Raw genomic sequence first — 17,219 nt, forward strand, 5'->3', positions numbered from 1 at the left:
GCCGGTGCCGCCGCCGGGGCCTGCCGCGGTGTGTGGGCGTGGGCAACAGGCCGGTCCCGGGGAGTCACGTCCACGTGTGCCTAGTCGGGGAGATTGCCGTCGCCACCCAGATTGGCGACCATGCGACGCAGAACGTTGATCGTGGTCACGAAGTCGGCCGAGTCAATGCCTTCGTGCACCTGCTGATGCACCCGCAAGTTGCGTTCCCTGGCCCGAAGGCGCCCGTTCTCTCCCGCCTCGGTCAACGCCCACGGCCAACTGCTCACGGAGGGCTCCGACCACCAGCCGGCACGTCACGCCGGTCCATGCTCCGATGGGCTGAGCAGCCAACTCCTCCTGCGAGTACTCCCTGAGCGTCACGCTCACGTGCCCCTCCTCGTGATCAACGGATGGTGAACACCGTAGAATCTCAAGTCGAGTTGAGGTCAAGGCGGTTCCCCTGGGGGGCGTCCCGCCGGCCCTGCTTGCGCCGTCAGCGGCGGGTGGCGCGCTCCCAGGCTTCACGGACTCCGATGGGAATCCGTCCTCGCGGCGGCACCGGGTAGCCGTGGGCGCGCGCCCAGGAGCGGATCGCTGCCGTGTCGACGGGCCGGGTGGCGGCGGGGCGTGCTGGTCCGGCGAGGGCGGGGCGTGAGGGCGTGAAGCGGGCCGGGGTGTCGAGGAGGCTCGGCGGGAACTGCGGAACGCGGGTCTGTCCGGTGAGGACGCCGGTGAGGAAGGCCGTGAGGGTTCCGTCGTAGGTGTACCAGCGGGGGCCGCGGGCTTCGTTGACCGCGATGCGCCAGCGGTCGGGATCGGTGGCGGGGTCGGTGATCCAGAAGAGGTACTCGCCGTTGTCGGTGGCCCCGCAGGCGAAGAGCGTGTCCGGATCGTGTGGGACGGGATGGGTGTGCTGGACGTGGTCCTTGCGCAGCTGGGTGCGGATCCGCCCGGGCATGGGGCCGGTGAGGTTGACGAACTCGGTCACGCCGTGGGGATGGAAGGGGCTGAGGTAGTCGTTGAAGGAGCCGGGTCCGTACCGGTCGGCGAGCTGCTTGTAGTCCCGCGGCAGCGGCATGCCGAGGCCGGCTTCGACCGTGCCCCAGCGGATGCCCAGGGCCTGCCCGGGCGGGGTGCACAGCTGGGTGAGGGCGGTGAGATCAGTCATGGGCTTCCTCGGGCGGTGTCGATCTCGAACGCTGTCACCGGCGCTGTGCCGGTGACCGGGTGTCTCTGTGACGCATGCTGCCTGACGTCCGGTCGGGCGCGAAGCACACGGGGCTGCGGACACGATGTGCACGGGAGTGCGACAGCGTATATAGTTGATCTTGTGAGGCGGGTCGCTGCGGCGACAGCCCGCTGTGCGTTGGTCGTCCAAGGAAAGACGCCCCGCTTCCTGCGGGGAAATGCAGGTGCAAGGCCTGCCCAGCGCTCCACCCGGTCCCGCCCCCGCAACCTGGGGGCGGGACTTCTTCACATCCAGGGTCAGGCGAGGATCGAGACCCCAGCAGCGCTGCACGGGGCGCTTCACGCGGCCTTGGCCAAGGCGGACCCTTCGCCGGGCGCGTGCCGGCCAGGTGTCGCGGAGCTGGTGACGGGCGCCGGGGAGTCGTGGCGCGGCCACAGGAGGAGGGCGCGCCGACCGCTCCCGCCCCGGCGAGGACCGCGACGACGGACCAGGCGAGGGTGAGGCCGGCGCGCAGGTGGAACGCACCGGTGAGGAGGTTGAGCGCGACGACGCCGACGGCGCCGACGGCGTCGGCGATCGCGGGGTCGGCCGAGGTGCCGGCGCGGGCTCGCTCGATCTCCGCGACCATGTCACCGACCTGGCCATGGCGGGAGACGAGGTCGGCGAGGAGATCGCGCGAGGCGCCGACCGCCGTGTCTGGATCCGCCCACGGCGTCGTGATCGAACAGCAACAATCCGGTGGGGAGTGTGCCGGACTTCGCAGGGCATACGAGGGGGGTAATCGGCGGTGCTTCGGAAGTGAGGCGGCTTCATGGTCCCTGCTGCGCAACATGAGGACCGGAAGGCCTCCAGCGACCCTCGGACAGCGGTCTCCGCCGTGTTCGAGGGCAGTGCCGAGATCGGTGAGGCCCGCCGTACGGCCCGCGACTTCCTCACCTCGGTGCAGGCCGAGTACGGACTGCCGGTGTCGGCCCGGGCCATGGGCATGGTGCAGCTCGTGGTGAGCGAGCTGGTGACCAATGCCCGCAAGTACGCCCCCGGTCCGTGTCTGCTGGACCTGGAAGTCAGCAGAGGGACCGTCCAGGTGAGCGTGTGGGACGGCAGCCCGACACTGCCGTCGGTGCTGGCAGCCGACCCGGGCCGGGTCGGTCAGCACGGTCTGGAGATCGTGATGGCGGTGTGCCAGACCTTCTGTGTCCGCCGGGAGCCGGTGGGCAAGCGGATCATCGCCACCGTCCAGCTCGCCGACGACCCCGGCGGCGACGTCGCCGGCCGCCAGGCCGTGTGAACGCGGGTCCCCTCCCTCGAGGCCGTCTTGACCGGCGGTGATGCTGCCGGTCGGGGCTGGTCGTCCATCAGCCTCGCCCCACACCGCAGGCGTCCATGTCGTCGACGGCGACCCTCTGGGCGACTACAGCGTCCTCACACGCCCACAGGGGCCCTCATGTCATCGGAGGCGGCACCGCCATCCGGCCTGGTGCCGACGGCCTGGACCGCTGTCGGCGCGCTCCTGCGGGGCGGGGACTGACCTCCTCCGTCCGGGCCGCGGCCCCGGCGGGCTTGCCCTTGACCCGCGGGTCAGGGATTAGCGTCGGTGCGCTGTTCCGCCCGGTGCCCGGCCGTTCACCCGGCCGGCCCGTACGCCCACGCCCAGGAGGCCGCCCATGACCACGGTTCTGCCCCGGACCAGCCGCGAGGTGCGGCTCGCCCGCGTTCCCGAGGCGCTGCCCGTGCCGACCGACTTCACCGTCGTCGAGACGGCGACGCCCGCTCCGGCACCGGGCCATGTCCTGGTCCGCAACCGCCACTTCCAGGTCTTCGGAGGTCTGCGCACCCTCGTCGGGGGAGGGGCCGAGGGAACGCCGGTGCCGGGACTGCGCCCCGGGGACGCCCTGTTCGGGCCGGCCGTCGGCGAGGTCGTCGTCGCGCCGCCGGACAGCTCCCTGAGCCCCGGCGACCTGGTGACGCACCTGATGGGCTGGCGCGAGTACGCCCTCGTGCCCCTGGCCGGATGCGCCCCTCTCGGGCCGGCGGCCGAGCCCGTCGCCCGCCTCTCCTCCGGTTCCGCCGCCTACGGGGCGCTGACCCGGCTCGCGGGCGTCCGCGAGGGGGACGTCGTCCTGGTCACCGGGGCCGCGGGCGGGGTGGGCTCGCTGGCCGGACAGATCGCCCGGCTGCTCGGCGCCGCCCGGGTCATCGGCACCACGGGCTCACCGGCCAAGGCGGCGCGCCTGACGTCCGAACTCGGCTACGACGCCGTGCTGACCGGCGGCTCGTGGCGCGCGGAGCAGGACACCGCACACCGTGCCTTCTCCCGGCAGCTCTCCGAGGCCGCGCCGGACGGCATCGACGTCCTGCTGGACAACGTCGGAGGTGTCCAGCTCACCGCGGCCGTGACGGCGGCCCGGCAGGGCGCCCGGTTCGCGCTGGTCGGCGCGCTGTCCGGGCAGCTCGACCCCCAGAGCCCCGGAGCGACCGCGCCGACGCGGATCGACACCTTCCGGCTCGTGGTCAAGGGGGTTTCCGTGCGCGGATACACCGGCGTCGACCACCCCGAGGTGGAGGCCGAATGGAACGACCGGTTCGACGGCTGGCTGCGGTCGGGCGAGATCCGGTTCCCGCTCACCCGGTTCGAGGGCATCGACCGGGCCCCGCGGGCGTTGCAGGAACTGACCGGGGGACAGACCTTCGGCACGGTCGTCGTCGACCTTCCGGGGCACGGTTGACGGCCGCCGGTACGACGAGCGGGAGGCACACGATGCGGATCGGCGACGCCGCGGCAGCCGTCGGCACGACACCGAGGGCACTGCGCTTCTACGAGCAGCGGGGACTGCTGCCGCCACCGCGCCGCACCAGGGCCGGTCAGCGCGACTACACGCCCGAGGACCTCGCCGTGCTGCGTGTCGTCCGGTACCTCCTCGGCCTCGGCCTCACCGTCGAGGACCTGGCCGGGATCGCCGACCGCCTTCCGCTGCTCGCGGGCCGGCCGCCCCGGCCCTGCGACCCGGACGCACCCGGCGAGCCGGCCGTCGTCGGCACGGCGGTGGTGCGGCGCCGCATCGCCGCGCTCGACTCGGAGATCGAGCGTCTCACCCGGCTGCGGGACGCGCTGCGGGCCGGACTCGACCCGGCCCCGGGCTCGTTCACGAAACCGCAACGCGCTTGTCGCACGGCACCGGGAATCGGCGGTCCCGGGTCCGGGTTGGCGCAGTCATGACTGTGGGAGTGGCTCTCAACGCGGCGGACGCCGACAACCAGATCGACGCAAGCGTGCGACTGGCCCGGGAGGCGGCGGCAGCCGGGCTCCGGTCGGCCTGGTTCGGCCAGACATTCGGCGCCGACTCGCCCCAGCTCGCGGCGATCGTCGGGCGCGAGGTACCGGCTCTCCAGGTGGGAACGTCCGCGATCCCCGTCTTCGGCCGGCACCCGCTCACGGTCGCCGGCCAGGCCCTCACGGCACAGGCGGCCACGCACGGCCGGTACCACCTCGGACTCGCCCTCGGCACCAGGCTGCTCACGGAACAGGGCTTCGGCATCCCCCACGAGCGGCCCGTCCGCCGGCTGCGCGAGTTCCTCACCGTAGTACGGCAGTTGACCGACACGGGCTCGGCCGACTTCCACGGCGAGCTGCTCAGCGCCACCACACCGGTACCCGCGCGCGTGCCGGGAGCGGAGTCCGGCGTGCCGCTGCTGGTCGCCGCGATGGGCCCCCAGGCGCTGAGGGCGAGCGGCGAACTCGCGGACGGGATCCTGCCCTACCTCGCCGGGCCCCGAGCCCTCGCCGAGCACATCGTTCCGGCCGTCACCGCGGCCGCCGCGGCAGCCGGCCGTCCCGCGCCCCGCATCGTGGCACTCGTACCCGGTGTGGTCACCGACGACGTGACCGCCGTGCGCGAGAAGGCCGCCGAACAGCTGGCCTTCTACGAGCAGTTCCCGTCCTACGCCCGGGCCATCGAGCTGTCCGGGGTCCGTCGGGCGGTCGACGTGGCCGTGATCGGCGACGAGCGGACGGTCGCCGCCGAGGTGGGTCGCTACCGGGACGCCGGAGCGACGGAGGTGGTGTTCACGTCCACGGAGCTCGCGGGCGACACCTACCGGCGACGCACCTGGGACCTGCTCGGGTCCCTCGCCGAAACCGGCGCCCGGACCGTCGCCTAGACCGGCGTCCGGACCGACGCCGACCGGACCGCGGCAGGTTCCAGGCGCACCACGATCCCCTTGGAGGTCGGCTGGTTGCTGATGTCGGCGACGCTGTCCAGCGGCACCAGGACGTTGGTCTCGGGGTAGTACGCGGCGGCGGAACCGCGCGCGGCCGGGTACGGGACGATCTCGAAGTCCTCGGCCCGGCGCTCGGTGCCGTCGGTCCACACGCCGACCAGGTCGACGTGCTGTCCCTCGGCCAGGCCCAGTGCGCTCAGGTCCGCCGGATTGACCAGCACCACGCGGCGGTTGCCGTGGATGCCCCGGTAGCGGTCGTTGGGCGTGTAGGGGACGGTGTTCCACTGATCGTGGGAGCGCAGCGTCTGCAACAGGAGGTGCCCCTCCGGAACGTCGGGCATCTCCCAGGCGTTGCGGGTGAACATCGCCTTGCCCGACGCGGTGGCGAAGACGCCCTCGTTCACCGGGTTCGGCAGCCGGATCCCGCCGGGGCGCAACACCCGCCGGTTGAAGTCGTGCAGTCCCGGCACGATGCGCGAGATCCGGTCACGGATCGTCCCGTAGTCCGCCTCGAACCGGCCCCAGGGGATGTCCGTCCGGTCGCCGAGGGTCCGACGGGCCAGCCGGCACAGAATGGCGACCTCGCTGAGCAGCACCTTGGAGGCCGGTTCCAGACGCCCGCGGGAGGTGTGCACCTCGCTCATCGAGTTCTCCACGGTGACGAACTGCTCACCGCCCGCCTGGATGTCACGCTCGGTACGGCCGAGCGTGGGCAGGATGAGCGCGGTCTCGCCGCAGACCGTGTGGGACCTGTTCAGCTTGGTGGAGATGTGGGCGGTCAGACGGCATCGGCGCATGGCGTCCTCGGTGACGGTGCTGTCCGGAGCCGCCCGCACGAAGTTCCCGGCCAGGGCGAGGAAGAACGTGACCCGGCCTTCGCGCATCGCCTTGATCGAGTTGACCGAGTCGAGTCCGTGAGCGCGCGGCGGGTCGAAACCGAACTCCTGCTGGAGCGCGTCCAGGAACGAGTCCGGCATCTGTTCCCAGATCCCCATGGTCCGGTCGCCCTGCACGTTGCTGTGCCCCCGCACGGGACAGGCGCCGGTACCCGCCCGGCCGAGGTTCCCGCGCAGCAGCAGGAAGTTCACGATCTCCCGGATGGTGGGGACGCCGTGCTTGTGCTGGGTGATTCCCATGGCCCAGCAGACGATGATCCGTTCGCTGCGCAGGACGTCGTCGCGGACCTTCTCGATCTTCTCGCGGCTCAGTCCCGTGGCCGCGACGATGTCCTGCCAGTCGACGGTGCGGGCGTGTTCGGCGAACTCCTGGAAGCCGCTCGTGCAGGACTGGAGGAAGTCGTGGTCCAGGACCTCGCCCGGCCGTGCGTCCTCGGCCTCCAGCAGCAGTCGGTTCAGCCCCTGGAAGAGGGCCAGGTCGCCACCGGGGCGGATGTGCAGGAACCGGTCGGCGATCTGGACACCGGAGCCGATCACCCCGCGTGCCTTCTGCGGGTTCTTGAACCTCAGCAGCCCGGCCTCGGGCAGCGGGTTCACGGCGATGATGCGGGCTCCGTTCAGCTTGGCCTGCTCCAGCGCCGACAGTTGCCGCGGGTGATTGGTGCCCGGGTTCTGCCCGACCAGGAAGATCAGGTCGGCCTCGTGGAGATCGTCCAGGCTGACGGTGCCCTTGCCGGTGCCGAGCGTCTCGTGCAGGGCGAAGCCGCTGGACTCGTGGCACATGTTGCTGCAGTCGGGCAGGTTGTTGGTGCCGTAGGCCCTGGCGAACAGCTGGAGGACGAACGCCGCCTCGTTGCCGGCCCGGCCGGAGGTGTAGAAGACGGCTTCGTCCGGGGAGTCGAGGGACGTCAGTTCCGCGGCGAGCAGTGCGAAGGCGTCGTTCCAGCTGATCGGCTCGTAGTGATCGGAACCGGGGCGCTTGACCACCGGTTCGGTGAGCCGTCCCTGCTGGTTCAGCCACATGTCCGAGCGCCGGCCCAGGTCGGAGACGGAGTGGCGGCGGAAGAAGTCGGGCGTGATGCGTCGCGTCGTCGCCTCGTCGTTGATGTGCTTGGCGCCGTTCTCGCAGTACTCGTTGCGGTGCCGGTGCCCGGGCGAGGGATCCGCCCAGGCGCACCCGGGGCAGTCGGTGCCGTCCACCTGATTCATGGTCAGCAGCGTCACCCCCGTCCGGAGCGGGGAGGTCTGCTCCAGGGAGTACTCGAGCGCGTGCACGACGGCGGGCACCCCGGCCGCCCACTTCTTGGGCGGGGTCACCGTGAGGGAGTCCTCCGGCTCTTCGCTCGGCGGCTTCTTCATGGGTGCGCCTCTCCTCTTCTCCTGCCGCTGGGCGATCAGCCGACGGGCCAGTTGGGCACCCGGCTCCTGGGCGGTTCCGGTTCCAGGGGACGGACGTGACCGTTGCGGATGACTCCGCGCCAGGCCCCGCACTCCTCCCCGAGTCCTTCGATGAACTCCTTGAAGTTCCCGAGCTCGTGCCGCACGACGCGGTCGGTCACCCCGGGGAGACGGGCCGGCAGACCCGTGAGACCGCGCGGCGCGAACTCCAGCCGCACGGTGACCGTCGCCCCGCCCGCCGCGGTGGGCCGGAAGGACACCCGGCCCCGGTGCGAGGGGCCCCGCCCGAGACTCCGCCAGGTCAGGTGGGAGTCGGGCACCTGTTCCAGGATCTCGGCCGCGAACTCGCGACGCACGGGCCCGGACCCGATGACCCACACGAGCACGGCGGGCCGGACCTGGTCGACCCGCCGCACCCATGACATGAACCGCGGAAAGGTCTTGAACTGGGTCCACTGGTTGTACGCGGTACGCACCGGTACCGAGACCTCGATCGTTTCCTCGACGCTGTGCATGGCCCACCTGCTCCGGACGCTGTCTCCCGGTCGCGGGGGAAGGCGGGAGGCCGATCCGCACGCCTGCCCGCCGTTCTGCCCGCTGTTCGTGTCCGACTGCCGCCGTCCTCAGGACTGTGGCCGCTTCCCGTGGTTGGCGGCGTGATTGCGGCGCGCCTTCTTCTTCCGACGTCGCTTCGAAGACATGTCACCCTCCTCCCCGTGCAGGTGGGGAGCGTTGCGAGCGCTGACCACCCCCACCGTTCCACATGGCACCGAGCGACGCGACTCGAGGCGATTTCGGGCACGAACCCGACTAAAATGTCCCGCAGACCGTGCCCCGGCTGCCTCCTGTACGCAGAGGAGCAGGAATGCCCAGCGAACCCGCACCCATCAGCGCCGACGCCCGAGCCGCCCTGGAACAAGAACGCGCCGACCTGCAGGCCGAACGCGGGAGAGTCGCGGCGACGCTGCGGGACTCCGACACGGAGGTGGGCGACCGCGCCGACGCGGCCGACGAGCTGCAACGCGCCGACGCGCTAGAGCGGCTGGACTCCCGCATCGCGGACATCACCACCCGCCTCACCCGGGCGGAGACCGCGGGCCCGCCCCCGACCGACGTGGTGGGCGTGGGCAGCTCGGTCACCGTGCGGTACGGCGACGGCACGGAGGAGACCCTCGAGATCGGCGAGCGCGCCGAGGCGTCGGACCAGGAACTGGTCACGGCCGACAGCCCCCTCGGGCGCGCCCTCCTCGGCCGCCGCCCCGGGGACACGGTCACCTACGACGCGCCGGGAGGGCGCACGACCGCCGCCGTCGTGTCCCTGGGCGGGGCGGCAGCCGGTCGGACACCACCGGCGGACGGTCGACAGGAAGGACCCCCGTGACCGGAGAGATCACCTGTCGCAGGGTGTACGAGGAGCCGTCGCCGCAGGACGGCAAGCGGGTGCTGGTGGACCGCCTGTGGCCGCGCGGGGTGAGCAAGGAGGCGGCACACCTGGACACGTGGCTGAAGGACGTCGCGCCCTCGACCGATCTGCGCCGCTGGTACCAGCACGACCCCCAACGGTTCGCCGAATTCCGCCGGCGCTATCTCGCCGAGCTGGACGACCCGGAGCACGAGCAGGCCGTCCGGGAACTGCGCGACCTGGCGGCCCGCGGCAGGGTCACGCTGCTGACGGCCACCAAGGACGCGGACCACAGCGAGGCCGCCGTGCTGGCCGAATGGCTGAACGACGGCAGGACCTCACCATGAGGCCTCACGCGTCGTCCTCGCCCGGCGGGTAGGTCAGGCGTCCGTCCCGGACGCGCGCGTGAGGGTTCAGGGCGGCGGGCTTCGTCGTCGTGGCCGACATGATGTGCGCGACCTCCACGCCGGCGACGATCAGGGCATCGGTGATCAGCCTGCGATGGCAGCGCCAGGGCACCGCCTCGCTGCACATGATCGCCGGCCGTCCCTGGGCGGCGAGGCCGACCAACTCGTCCAGCCCTTCCTTGAATTCGTCGCTCGCCATGTGGTCGGCGTAGTCCCGGAACGCCTTGACCCGCCATGCGCCGTTCTCGCTCGGCACGCCCTTGGGGGTGTGCCGTCGACCGCCCAGCTGGGGTATCCGCCGGTAGGCGATGTCGGGAGGGAGCGCGTCGACGATCGCGGACCGGTTCCACTGCGGGTACTTCCGTGACGAGGGGAAGGAGCGCACGTCCACGAGGTCGGTCACCTCGTTGTTCCGCAGTATCGTCAGCATCTCGTCGAAGTCGCGGGTCGAATGCCCCACCGTGCAGACACGGTTCGTCATGGAGTCGCCGGCTCGGAGCCGCCGCCCTTCCTGACCGTGCAGTGCAGCGAGTCGTCGCGTACGTCGGCGACGATGGTGTCACCGGGATCCGCCTCCCCGCCGAGCAGCAGGTCGGCGATGCGGTTGTCGAGTTCGGCCTGGATGGTGCGACGCAACGGGCGCGCGCCGAACTCCGGCTGGTGCCCGTGGGCGATCAGCAGCTTCTTGGCGGCCTCCGTGACCTCCAGCTTCAAACCCTGCGCGTGCACCCGGCGCTCGCTCTGGCCCAGCAGGTGATCGACGATCTCACCGAGGTCCTCCTCGGTGAGGCCGTGGAAGACGATGATGTCGTCGATGCGGTTGAGGAACTCCGGCAGGAACCTGGTCCGCAGTTCCCCCATCAGCTCGTCCTTGAGGTCGGACACGTCGCCCTTGTGGTCGAGGATCCGGTGGGCCCCGATGTTGGACGTCATGATGACGACACAGTGCCGGAAGTCGACGGTGCGGCCCTGGCCGTCGGTGAGGCGTCCGTCGTCGAGGATCTGCAGCAGCGTGTTGAACACGTCGGGGTGGGCCTTCTCCACCTCGTCGAACAGGACCACGCTGTAGGGCTGCCGGCGGACCTTCTCGGTGAGCTGACCCGCCTCCTCGTACCCGACGTAGCCGGGAGGGGCTCCGACGAAACGGGCGACCGTGTGCTTCTCCTGGAACTCGCTCATGTCGAACCGGATCATCCGGTCCTCCTCGCCGAACAGCAGCTCGGCGAGGGTCTTGGCCAGCTCCGTCTTGCCCACACCGGTGGGACCGAGGAAGAGGAAGGAGCCCACGGGGCGGTTCGGGTCGCCCATGCCGGCCCGGTTGCGGCGCACGGCCCGCGAGACGGCAGTGACCGCCTCGTCCTGGCCGACGATCCGGGAGTGCATCTCCTCCTCCAGCCGGAGCAGCCTCTCCTTCTCGCTCGCGGTGAGCTGGGAGACGGGGATGCCCGTGCGCCGGGAAATCACGTCCGCGATGTCGGCGGCGGTGACGGAGACGACGCCCTCGCGGCGCTCCTCGATGCCCGCGAGTTCGCCCTCCGCCTCGGCGATGTCCCGCTTCAGCCGCGCGGCCTTCTCGAAGTCCTGCGCGGCGACGGCCTGGTCCTGTTCCCGGCGCAGCTTCGCGATGCGGTCCTCGCGGCTGACGACCTCGGTGGAACGGTTGGCGCTGCGCAGGCGTACCCGCGCTCCCGCCTGGTCCATCACGTCGATCGCCTTGTCGGGCAGGAAGCGGTCGCTGACGTAACGGTCCGACAGGTCCGCCGCCGCTGCCAGCGCGCCGTCGGCGAACCGGACCTGGTGGTGGGCCTCGTACACGTCGCGGAGCCCCTCGAGGATCTGCACCGTCTCCTCGACCGTCGGCTCGGGCACCATCACCGGCTGGAAGCGGCGTTCGAGCGCGGCGTCCTTCTCGACGTACTTGCGGTACTCGTCGATGGTCGTCGCGCCCACCACGTGCAGCTCCCCGCGCGCGAGGGCCGGCTTGAGCATGTTGCCCGCGTCCATCGAGCCCTCGCCCGTGGCGCCCGCGCCGACGACGGTGTGCAGTTCGTCGATGAACAGGATGATGTTCCCGCCGGCCTGCTGGACGTCCTCGATGACCTTCTTCAGCCGCTCCTCGAACTGGCCCCGGTACTGGGCGCCCGCCACCATGCCGGACAAGTCGAGTGCGACGACCCGCTTGTCCTTCAGGGTGTCGGGAACCTCGCCGGCCACGATGCGCTGCGCCAGCCCCTCCACGATCGCGGTCTTGCCGACTCCGGGCTCCCCGATCAGCACGGGGTTGTTCTTGGAGCGCCGCGAGAGGATCTCGACGGTCTGCTCGATCTCCTCGGCCCGTCCGACGACGGGGTCCAGCTTCCCGGCCTTCGCCTCGTCCGTCAGGTCCCGCCCGTACTCGTCGAGGGCCGTCGTGGGCTCACCCCGCTCGGCGGGCTGCTGCCCTTCCGCGCGGGCCGCCCGCTCCGTGAGGCCCGCGAGCTTCTTCACGTCCTCGCCCCCCGCCCTCAGCAGCCGGGCGGCCCCCGTGTCGGCGCCGTCCAGCAGTGCGCCGAGGATGTGCTCGGGCCCGATGTAGGACACACCGGCCGCCTGGGAACGGGCGTAGGCGGTGGCGAGGGTGCGCTTGGCGGCCGGGGTGAGGCCCGGCTCCGAGGACGGCTCGCCCGACTCGCTCGGGAGGACCTCCGCGATCCGGGAGGCGAGCGCGTCCGGGTCCGCCCCGGCCTGGGCGAGCAGCCCGCGCGCGGGGTCGACCTTCGTGGCCGCCCACAGCAGGTGCTCGGTGTCGAGGTCGGACGTCCCGTCCTCCAGAGCCCGCCGAGCCGCCAGGTTGAGGAGCTCCTGCGAGGACTCGGTCAGCAGCCGCCCGATCGGCACCCGCTGCACCGCCGGGGGCGAGGACGTGGGCGACATGCCGAAGAACCGGTTCAACAGGTCACTGAACGGGTCGGACGAGCCGAAACCGAAGGACGACATCGACATGACAGCTCCTGGTGCAGTGACAGGGGTCCTTCAACCGAAGCGCGTCGCCGGGGGCCCCGCAACCCGGAGCGGACGCCTGGAGCGGGCCCCTGGAGCGGCCTCCCGCGGCGCGGGCCGAGTTGGCACCGCGGGGAACGGTCGGGTACACCCGTCAGGTGTTGTTTCGCCGGCGCCGCCGCCGTACTGCGCGCGGAGCACGCGGAGGCCCACGACGGCGTCCTGCGGCACCGCTTCGCAGGACCCGGCGTCCCACCCGCCGGCCGCGACATCCGGCCTCGCGGCCAGGAGTGCCGGGCCGGTGAGACCCTGCTTCCCGCCGGCACCACCGTGACCCCGGCGGTGCTGGGCCTGGCCGCCGCGGCCGGCTGCGACCACCTGTCGGTGCACCGCCCTCCGAGCGCCGAACTCCTCGTGCTGGGCGACGAGTTGCCGGCACACGGCGTCCCCAGGGGCGGACGGGTCCGTGACGCCCTCGGCCCCATGGTGCCGCCCTGGCTGGACTTCTGCGGCGCCCGGACCGTCAGGGTCCGCATGATCGGGGACGAATTCGGTCTGCTCCGGGAGGCCGTCCGCCGCTCACCCGCCGACGTCGTGGTCACCACCGGCAGCACCGCCGCCGGCCCGGTCGACTTCCTCCACGACGTCCTGAGCCGCGAGGGCGCCCTGCTGACGGTCGACTCCGTGGCCGTGCGACCGGGGCACCCGATGCTGCTCGCCGAGCTGCCGCCCGCCGCCGACGGCCGCGCCCGCCGGCTCGTGGGGCTCCCCGGCAATCCGCTCGCCGCCGCGGCCGGAGCGGTGACCCTGCTCCACCCGCTGCTGCGGCGCCTCGGCGGACACGCCGAACCGGAGCCCCTCCACCTGACTGTCGCGACCGGTCTGACAGGTCATCCGCGCGACACGCGTCTGCTGCCGGTGCTGCACACGGGCGAGGGAGCGGTGCCGCTCCCGTTCGACGGTCCGGCCATGCTGCGCGGACTGGCGCTCGCCGACGGCCTCGCGGTCGTCCCGCCCGGCGGTGCCCCGGCCGGCGCCCGCGTGAGGTTCCTGAGACTTCCGGGACGGTGAAGGCCGGCCGGACCCGGGTGGCGACGCGCGAACCTGGAAAGAGCAAGGAGTACGTGCCAGACATGCCGATCTTTCGCCACCTCCTCCCTCCCGCGTCACGCAACGGCCGGCGCCCTTGGGTGGCGGGTGCGCGGCGAGTCGTGTCACCACGCGGTGCGCTGACCCTGCACGAGGCGGACGGAGCTCTCCTGTTCGCCGTGCGAGCCGCGCTCGCCATGGGGTCCGTGGCCGTGCCGATCACGCTGGCGGGGCGCCCCGACCTCGCCGTCTACGCCATGCTGGGCTCCTTCACCACCACCTTCGGCCGCGATCTCCCGTACCGGCGCCGCGCCCCCGTCCTCGCGGTGGTGGCCGCCGCCATGACGGCGCTCGTCGCCTCGGGCGCAACCCTCGCCGTGTGGGTGGGGCAGGGTGCGGGAGGAGCCGGCGTCGCCGTGGTGGTCGCGGCGACCGCCCTGGTCGCGGGAGCGGCGAAGTTCGCCTGCGACGCCACGCGGCTGGGCGGGCTCGGCGCCGTGCTGCTGCTGTTCTCCTTCGCTGTCGCGGCCAACGACTCGACCACCGGTGCCGACGTCCTCCCCTACACCGCCCTCGCCGCGGCCGGAGCGGCCTGGGCCTGGCTGCTGGCCGTGTCGGGACGGCTCGTGCACCCCGACCGGCCGCAACGGGTCGCCGTGGCCACCGCCCTGCGCCGACTCGCCGATCTGCTGGACGCGGCCGGTGCCGGGGAACCGCCTCGGCAGACCCGGCACCGGGCGACCACCGCCGTCCTCCACGCGTACCACTGCCTCGGGGTCGCTCCGCTGGTGGGCGCAGGGAAGGCCGGACCGGGTCGCGAGGCGGCCTTCCGGCGCCTGACCGACCTGTCCCCGCCGCTGCGGAGCGCCGTTTTCTAATGCCGAACATTAATATGTGGGCATGGCGAGAACCTCCGGACCCGAGACCCGGGAGAAGCTGATCCGTGCGGCGGAGACGCTCTTCGCCGAGCAGGGCGTCCACGGCGCACAGTTGCGGGACGTCGTCGCAGTGGCCGGGCAGGGCAATCCGTCGGCCGTGCAGTACCACTTCGGCTCCCGCGCCGGGCTGCTGGACGCGGTCATGGCCGGCCGCCAGCAGCGCACCGAGCGGGTGCTCGCGCCGCTTCTGGAGGCCGCGCCGGACGAGGTGGGCGCGCTGGTCGGCGCACTGGTCACGGCGGAGGCCAGTGAGCTGCGCGGCGACCGGGGCCTGCGGTGTCTGCGGATCTCCGCGCAGCTCAGCCATGAGAGCGGCGTCCGCGCCCGCACGCCCCACCCCACGCTCGGCGGCACCGCCTACTGGCGTCTGATCGAGCGGATCGAGGCCTGCCTGGCCGCCGACGGCCTGCCCGAGCCGTTGCTCCTGGAGCGCCTCGACCTGGCCCTCACGGTGGTGGGCGCCGCCATGGCGGACCGCGCCCGGCAGTACCTGGACGGCACCGAACCGCTGACCGGCGAGGAACTGTTCCTCGCCGACCTGGTCGGCACCACCACCGCACTGCTGCGGGCCCCGCGGCCCTGATCTCCCGGACCCCCGACCGACCGCACGCCCCTGTGCGACCCCGCACGGCCCTGAAAGGACCTCTCATGAACGATCTCACCGGCAAGACCGTGCTGATCACCGGCGGCGCCCGCGGCCTCGGTGCCGAAGCGGCCCGCCAGGCGGTGGCCGCCGGCGCCAATGTGGTGATCACGGACGTGCTCGACGAGGACGGCAGGGCCACCGTCGAGGCCCTCGGCGACCGGGCCCGCTTCATCCGTCACGACGTGACCTCCGAGGAGGAGTGGGCGGCGGCCGTCGCCCACGCCGTCGCGGAGTTCGGTGGGCTGCACGGCCTGGTCAACAACGCCGGCATCTCCACCGGCACGCTCCTGGAGAACGAGTCCGTCGAGCATTTCCGTAAGGTCCTCGACGTCAACCTGACCGGTGTCTTCATCGGCATGCGGACCGCCATACCCGTGATGAAGGAGGCCGGCGGCGGCTCCATCGTCAACATCTCCTCCGCGGCGGGTCTCATGGGCCTGGCCCTGACGGCCGGCTACGGCGCCTCCAAGTGGGGCGTCCGCGGGCTCACGAAGATCGGCGCGGTGGAACTCGGCACGGCGGGGATCCGCGTCAACTCCGTCCACCCGGGCATGACCTACACGCCGATGACCGCGGCCGTGGGCATCGAGCGGGGCGAGGGCAAGTACCCCAACACCCCGATGGGCCGGGTCGGCGAGGCCGACGAGATCGCCGGCGCGGTGGTCTTCCTGCTCTCGGACGCCGCCTCGTACGTCACCGGTGCGGAGCTGGCGGTGGACGGCGGCTGGACCACCGGCCCGACGGTGAAATACGTCATGGGCCAGTAGGACGCCGCCTCACACGAGCTCGGGCCGCGGCTCAGCGGGGTTCGGTCCCGGCTCCGGTGCCGGCGCGGCCTTCGGGTCCCACTGCCGGGTCGTCCGCACATAGCCGTGGATCACCGAGGCCATCGCCAGGATCAGCAGCGGCCCGAACAGCCACGGATGCCCGGCCATCTCCCTCGGCAGGAAGCGGTACGACACCAGCAGCGCGGCGAAGACCGTCGCGCCGTGGGTGACCAGCAGGGTGGCCGACCGGTCCCAGCCGCGTGCCAGCGCGCGCATCGCCGCCTCCACGGTGAGCGCGAACACCACGCCGGCGACGAGGTCCGCGCCGTAGTGGTAGCCGAAGCCCAGCGTCGCGGTGAGGGTGGCGACCAGCCAGAACGTTCCCGCCCAGCGCATGGCCCGAGAACCCTTGCGGGTGTGGACGAAGAGCGTGGTGGCCCACGCCGTGTGCAGGCTGGGCATGCAGTTGCGCGGGGTGACCGCGTCGAACGGCATCGAGTGCGGGACGCCGACCGGCGGCAGCGTGCCCGGCCACAGCTCGGCCACCGCCCAGGAGCCGCCTTCGGCGCCGTAGGCGAAGATCGGTCCCACGACCGGGAAGAGCATGTACACGGCCGGACCCAGCAGGCCGATCATCAGGAAGGTGCGCACCAGGTGGTGCCGTGGAAAACGGCGCTCGACCGCCACATGGCGCAGCTGGTAGAGCCCGACGACGGCCGCCGCCAGCGGAAGCTGGCCGTAGACCAGGTGCAGGGCGTGGCCGCTGACCGGCTGGGCGGCCTCGACGACCCGGCCGACGAGCCACGACGGGTTGCCCAGCGCGTGATCCGCGGTCGCCACGTACTGGTCGAGCACCGTCGGCCGGGTCTTGGAGGTGATGAGCAGCCAGGTGTCGCCCGTCTTGTGACCGGCCACCAGCAGCAGACCCAGCCCGACGCCCTTCAGGAGCAGCAGGCGCTCCCGGCCGGTGCGGCGCGTGACCGCGACGACCGTCCAGCCCATGACCACCCACAGGGCGCCGTTGCCGAACTCCATGTCGGCGCCGACCGTCCACCGCACCAGCGCGAAGACGACGTCGACGGTGACCGCGACGGCGAACGAGACGAGCCGTTGCCGCCAGGTGAGCACCACCATCGTCAACGCCAGCCCGCCGTACAGCAGCGGCCCCGACGCCGGGGTGAAGATCACCTCGCGGGCCTGATGGGTGATCGGCCCCGGCAGGCCGTAGTGGCGCGCGGCGCATTCCAGCACCACGAGAAAGCCGAGGGTCGCCACACCCGCCGTGGCCCACAGCATCGTGCGTGGCCGGCG

17 protein-coding genes are annotated in these 17,219 nt (G+C 72.2%); 10 read left to right on the forward strand and 7 right to left on the reverse strand.

Annotated features, from left to right (window positions below; translation table 11 throughout):
• Positions 1–80: 80 nt before the first annotated feature.
• Both IEZ05_RS34435 and IEZ05_RS34440 read right to left on the reverse strand, forming a co-directional pair.
• Positions 81–266: a hypothetical protein gene (locus IEZ05_RS34435; protein ID WP_229869984.1), complete on the reverse strand. Its 186-nt coding sequence runs from the start codon at positions 264–266 to the stop codon at positions 81–83.
• A 206-nt stretch (positions 267–472) separates the two neighbouring features.
• Complete coding sequence (locus tag IEZ05_RS34440; RefSeq protein WP_229869985.1) at positions 473–1,147, reverse strand: Lsr2 family DNA-binding protein; 675 nt, start codon at positions 1,145–1,147, stop codon at positions 473–475.
• 832 nt (positions 1,148–1,979) lie between these two features.
• Here IEZ05_RS34440 and IEZ05_RS34445 point away from each other — a divergent pair.
• The 4 genes from IEZ05_RS34445 (at position 1,980) to IEZ05_RS34460 (ending at position 5,326) form a co-directional block, all read left to right on the forward strand.
• A complete protein-coding gene (locus tag IEZ05_RS34445; protein ID WP_189234252.1) occupies positions 1,980–2,456 on the forward strand; it encodes an ATP-binding protein in 477 nt (158 codons plus the stop codon).
• 376 nt (positions 2,457–2,832) lie between these two features.
• Complete coding sequence (locus IEZ05_RS34450) at positions 2,833–3,894, forward strand: MDR family NADP-dependent oxidoreductase (protein ID WP_189234253.1); 1,062 nt, start codon at positions 2,833–2,835, stop codon at positions 3,892–3,894.
• A 32-nt stretch (positions 3,895–3,926) separates the two neighbouring features.
• The gene (locus IEZ05_RS34455; protein ID WP_189234254.1) at positions 3,927–4,385 is read left to right on the forward strand and encodes a helix-turn-helix domain-containing protein; all 459 of its coding nucleotides are present in this window, start codon (positions 3,927–3,929) and stop codon (positions 4,383–4,385) included.
• Complete coding sequence (locus IEZ05_RS34460; RefSeq protein WP_189234255.1) at positions 4,382–5,326, forward strand: TIGR03564 family F420-dependent LLM class oxidoreductase; 945 nt, start codon at positions 4,382–4,384, stop codon at positions 5,324–5,326. Before IEZ05_RS34455 ends, IEZ05_RS34460 begins: the two co-directional genes overlap by 4 nt.
• Here the strand turns inward: IEZ05_RS34460 and IEZ05_RS34465 are convergent.
• Together IEZ05_RS34465 and IEZ05_RS34470 are read right to left on the reverse strand one after the other, a co-directional pair.
• Entirely contained in the window at positions 5,323–7,641 is a 2,319-nt protein-coding gene (locus tag IEZ05_RS34465) for an FdhF/YdeP family oxidoreductase (RefSeq protein ID WP_189234256.1), read from the reverse strand. The two genes, IEZ05_RS34460 and IEZ05_RS34465, sit on opposite strands and share 4 nt — an antisense overlap.
• 35 nt (positions 7,642–7,676) lie before the next feature.
• Complete coding sequence (locus IEZ05_RS34470) at positions 7,677–8,195, reverse strand: SRPBCC family protein (protein ID WP_189234257.1); 519 nt, start codon at positions 8,193–8,195, stop codon at positions 7,677–7,679.
• Positions 8,196–8,545: 350 nt separating this feature from the next.
• Here IEZ05_RS34470 and IEZ05_RS34475 point away from each other — a divergent pair, with 350 nt between their 5' ends.
• Both IEZ05_RS34475 and IEZ05_RS34480 read left to right on the forward strand, forming a co-directional pair.
• Positions 8,546–9,061, forward strand: coding sequence for a GreA/GreB family elongation factor (locus IEZ05_RS34475; RefSeq protein WP_189234258.1), 516 nt, complete (start codon positions 8,546–8,548; stop codon positions 9,059–9,061).
• A complete protein-coding gene (locus tag IEZ05_RS34480) occupies positions 9,058–9,429 on the forward strand; it encodes a DUF488 domain-containing protein (RefSeq protein ID WP_189234259.1) in 372 nt (123 codons plus the stop codon). Before IEZ05_RS34475 ends, IEZ05_RS34480 begins: the two co-directional genes overlap by 4 nt.
• A gap of 4 nt (positions 9,430–9,433) precedes the next feature.
• On the opposite strand, the gene IEZ05_RS34485 is transcribed toward IEZ05_RS34480, so the two are convergent.
• Positions 9,434–9,970 carry a DUF488 domain-containing protein gene (locus tag IEZ05_RS34485; protein WP_189234260.1) on the reverse strand — a complete coding sequence of 179 codons (537 nt, stop codon included), beginning with the start codon at positions 9,968–9,970 and terminating at the stop codon, positions 9,434–9,436.
• Entirely contained in the window at positions 9,967–12,471 is a 2,505-nt protein-coding gene (locus IEZ05_RS36665; RefSeq protein ID WP_229869986.1) for an ATP-dependent Clp protease ATP-binding subunit, read from the reverse strand. The genes IEZ05_RS34485 and IEZ05_RS36665 overlap by 4 nt, the downstream gene beginning before the upstream one ends.
• On the opposite strand from IEZ05_RS36665, the gene IEZ05_RS36900 reads away from it, so the two are divergent.
• From IEZ05_RS36900 to IEZ05_RS34505, 4 genes are all read left to right on the forward strand, one after another.
• Entirely contained in the window at positions 12,370–13,539 is a 1,170-nt protein-coding gene (locus tag IEZ05_RS36900; protein ID WP_268255249.1) for a molybdopterin-binding protein, read from the forward strand. The two genes, IEZ05_RS36665 and IEZ05_RS36900, sit on opposite strands and share 102 nt — an antisense overlap.
• A 140-nt stretch (positions 13,540–13,679) precedes the next feature.
• Positions 13,680–14,435, forward strand: a complete 756-nt coding sequence (locus IEZ05_RS34495; protein ID WP_373298909.1) for a hypothetical protein — start codon at positions 13,680–13,682, stop codon at positions 14,433–14,435.
• Between the two features lie 22 nt (positions 14,436–14,457).
• Positions 14,458–15,078: a TetR/AcrR family transcriptional regulator gene (locus IEZ05_RS34500; protein ID WP_189234262.1), complete on the forward strand. Its 621-nt coding sequence runs from the start codon at positions 14,458–14,460 to the stop codon at positions 15,076–15,078.
• A 65-nt stretch (positions 15,079–15,143) separates the two neighbouring features.
• Entirely contained in the window at positions 15,144–15,908 is a 765-nt protein-coding gene (locus tag IEZ05_RS34505) for a glucose 1-dehydrogenase (protein WP_189234263.1), read from the forward strand.
• Positions 15,909–15,917: 9 nt separating this feature from the next.
• On the opposite strand, the gene IEZ05_RS34510 is transcribed toward IEZ05_RS34505, so the two are convergent.
• On the reverse strand, positions 15,918–17,204 hold the full coding sequence (locus IEZ05_RS34510; protein ID WP_189234313.1) for a phosphatase PAP2 family protein: 1,287 nt from the start codon (positions 17,202–17,204) through the stop codon (positions 15,918–15,920).
• Between the last annotated feature and the right edge of the window lie 15 nt (positions 17,205–17,219).

It is taken from the genome of Streptomyces flaveolus (genome assembly GCF_014648815.1).
GTDB classification, from domain to species: domain Bacteria; phylum Actinomycetota; class Actinomycetes; order Streptomycetales; family Streptomycetaceae; genus Streptomyces; species Streptomyces flaveolus.

Coding starts and splice junctions, on each gene's coding strand:
- IEZ05_RS34440 (WP_229869985.1), bottom strand. CDS start 1,147: ATGACTGATCTCACCGCCCTCACCCAGCTGTGCACCCCGCCCGGGCAG.
- IEZ05_RS34445 (WP_189234252.1), top strand. CDS start 1,980: ATGGTCCCTGCTGCGCAACATGAGGACCGGAAGGCCTCCAGCGACCCT.
- IEZ05_RS34450 (WP_189234253.1), top strand. CDS start 2,833: ATGACCACGGTTCTGCCCCGGACCAGCCGCGAGGTGCGGCTCGCCCGC.
- IEZ05_RS34455 (WP_189234254.1), top strand. CDS start 3,927: ATGCGGATCGGCGACGCCGCGGCAGCCGTCGGCACGACACCGAGGGCA.
- IEZ05_RS34460 (WP_189234255.1), top strand. CDS start 4,382: ATGACTGTGGGAGTGGCTCTCAACGCGGCGGACGCCGACAACCAGATC.
- IEZ05_RS34465 (WP_189234256.1), bottom strand. CDS start 7,641: ATGAAGAAGCCGCCGAGCGAAGAGCCGGAGGACTCCCTCACGGTGACC.
- IEZ05_RS34470 (WP_189234257.1), bottom strand. CDS start 8,195: ATGCACAGCGTCGAGGAAACGATCGAGGTCTCGGTACCGGTGCGTACC.
- IEZ05_RS34475 (WP_189234258.1), top strand. CDS start 8,546: ATGCCCAGCGAACCCGCACCCATCAGCGCCGACGCCCGAGCCGCCCTG.
- IEZ05_RS34485 (WP_189234260.1), bottom strand. CDS start 9,970: ATGACGAACCGTGTCTGCACGGTGGGGCATTCGACCCGCGACTTCGAC.
- IEZ05_RS36665 (WP_229869986.1), bottom strand. CDS start 12,471: ATGTCGATGTCGTCCTTCGGTTTCGGCTCGTCCGACCCGTTCAGTGAC.
- IEZ05_RS34500 (WP_189234262.1), top strand. CDS start 14,458: ATGGCGAGAACCTCCGGACCCGAGACCCGGGAGAAGCTGATCCGTGCG.
- IEZ05_RS34505 (WP_189234263.1), top strand. CDS start 15,144: ATGAACGATCTCACCGGCAAGACCGTGCTGATCACCGGCGGCGCCCGC.
- IEZ05_RS34510 (WP_189234313.1), bottom strand. CDS start 17,204: ATGCTGTGGGCCACGGCGGGTGTGGCGACCCTCGGCTTTCTCGTGGTG.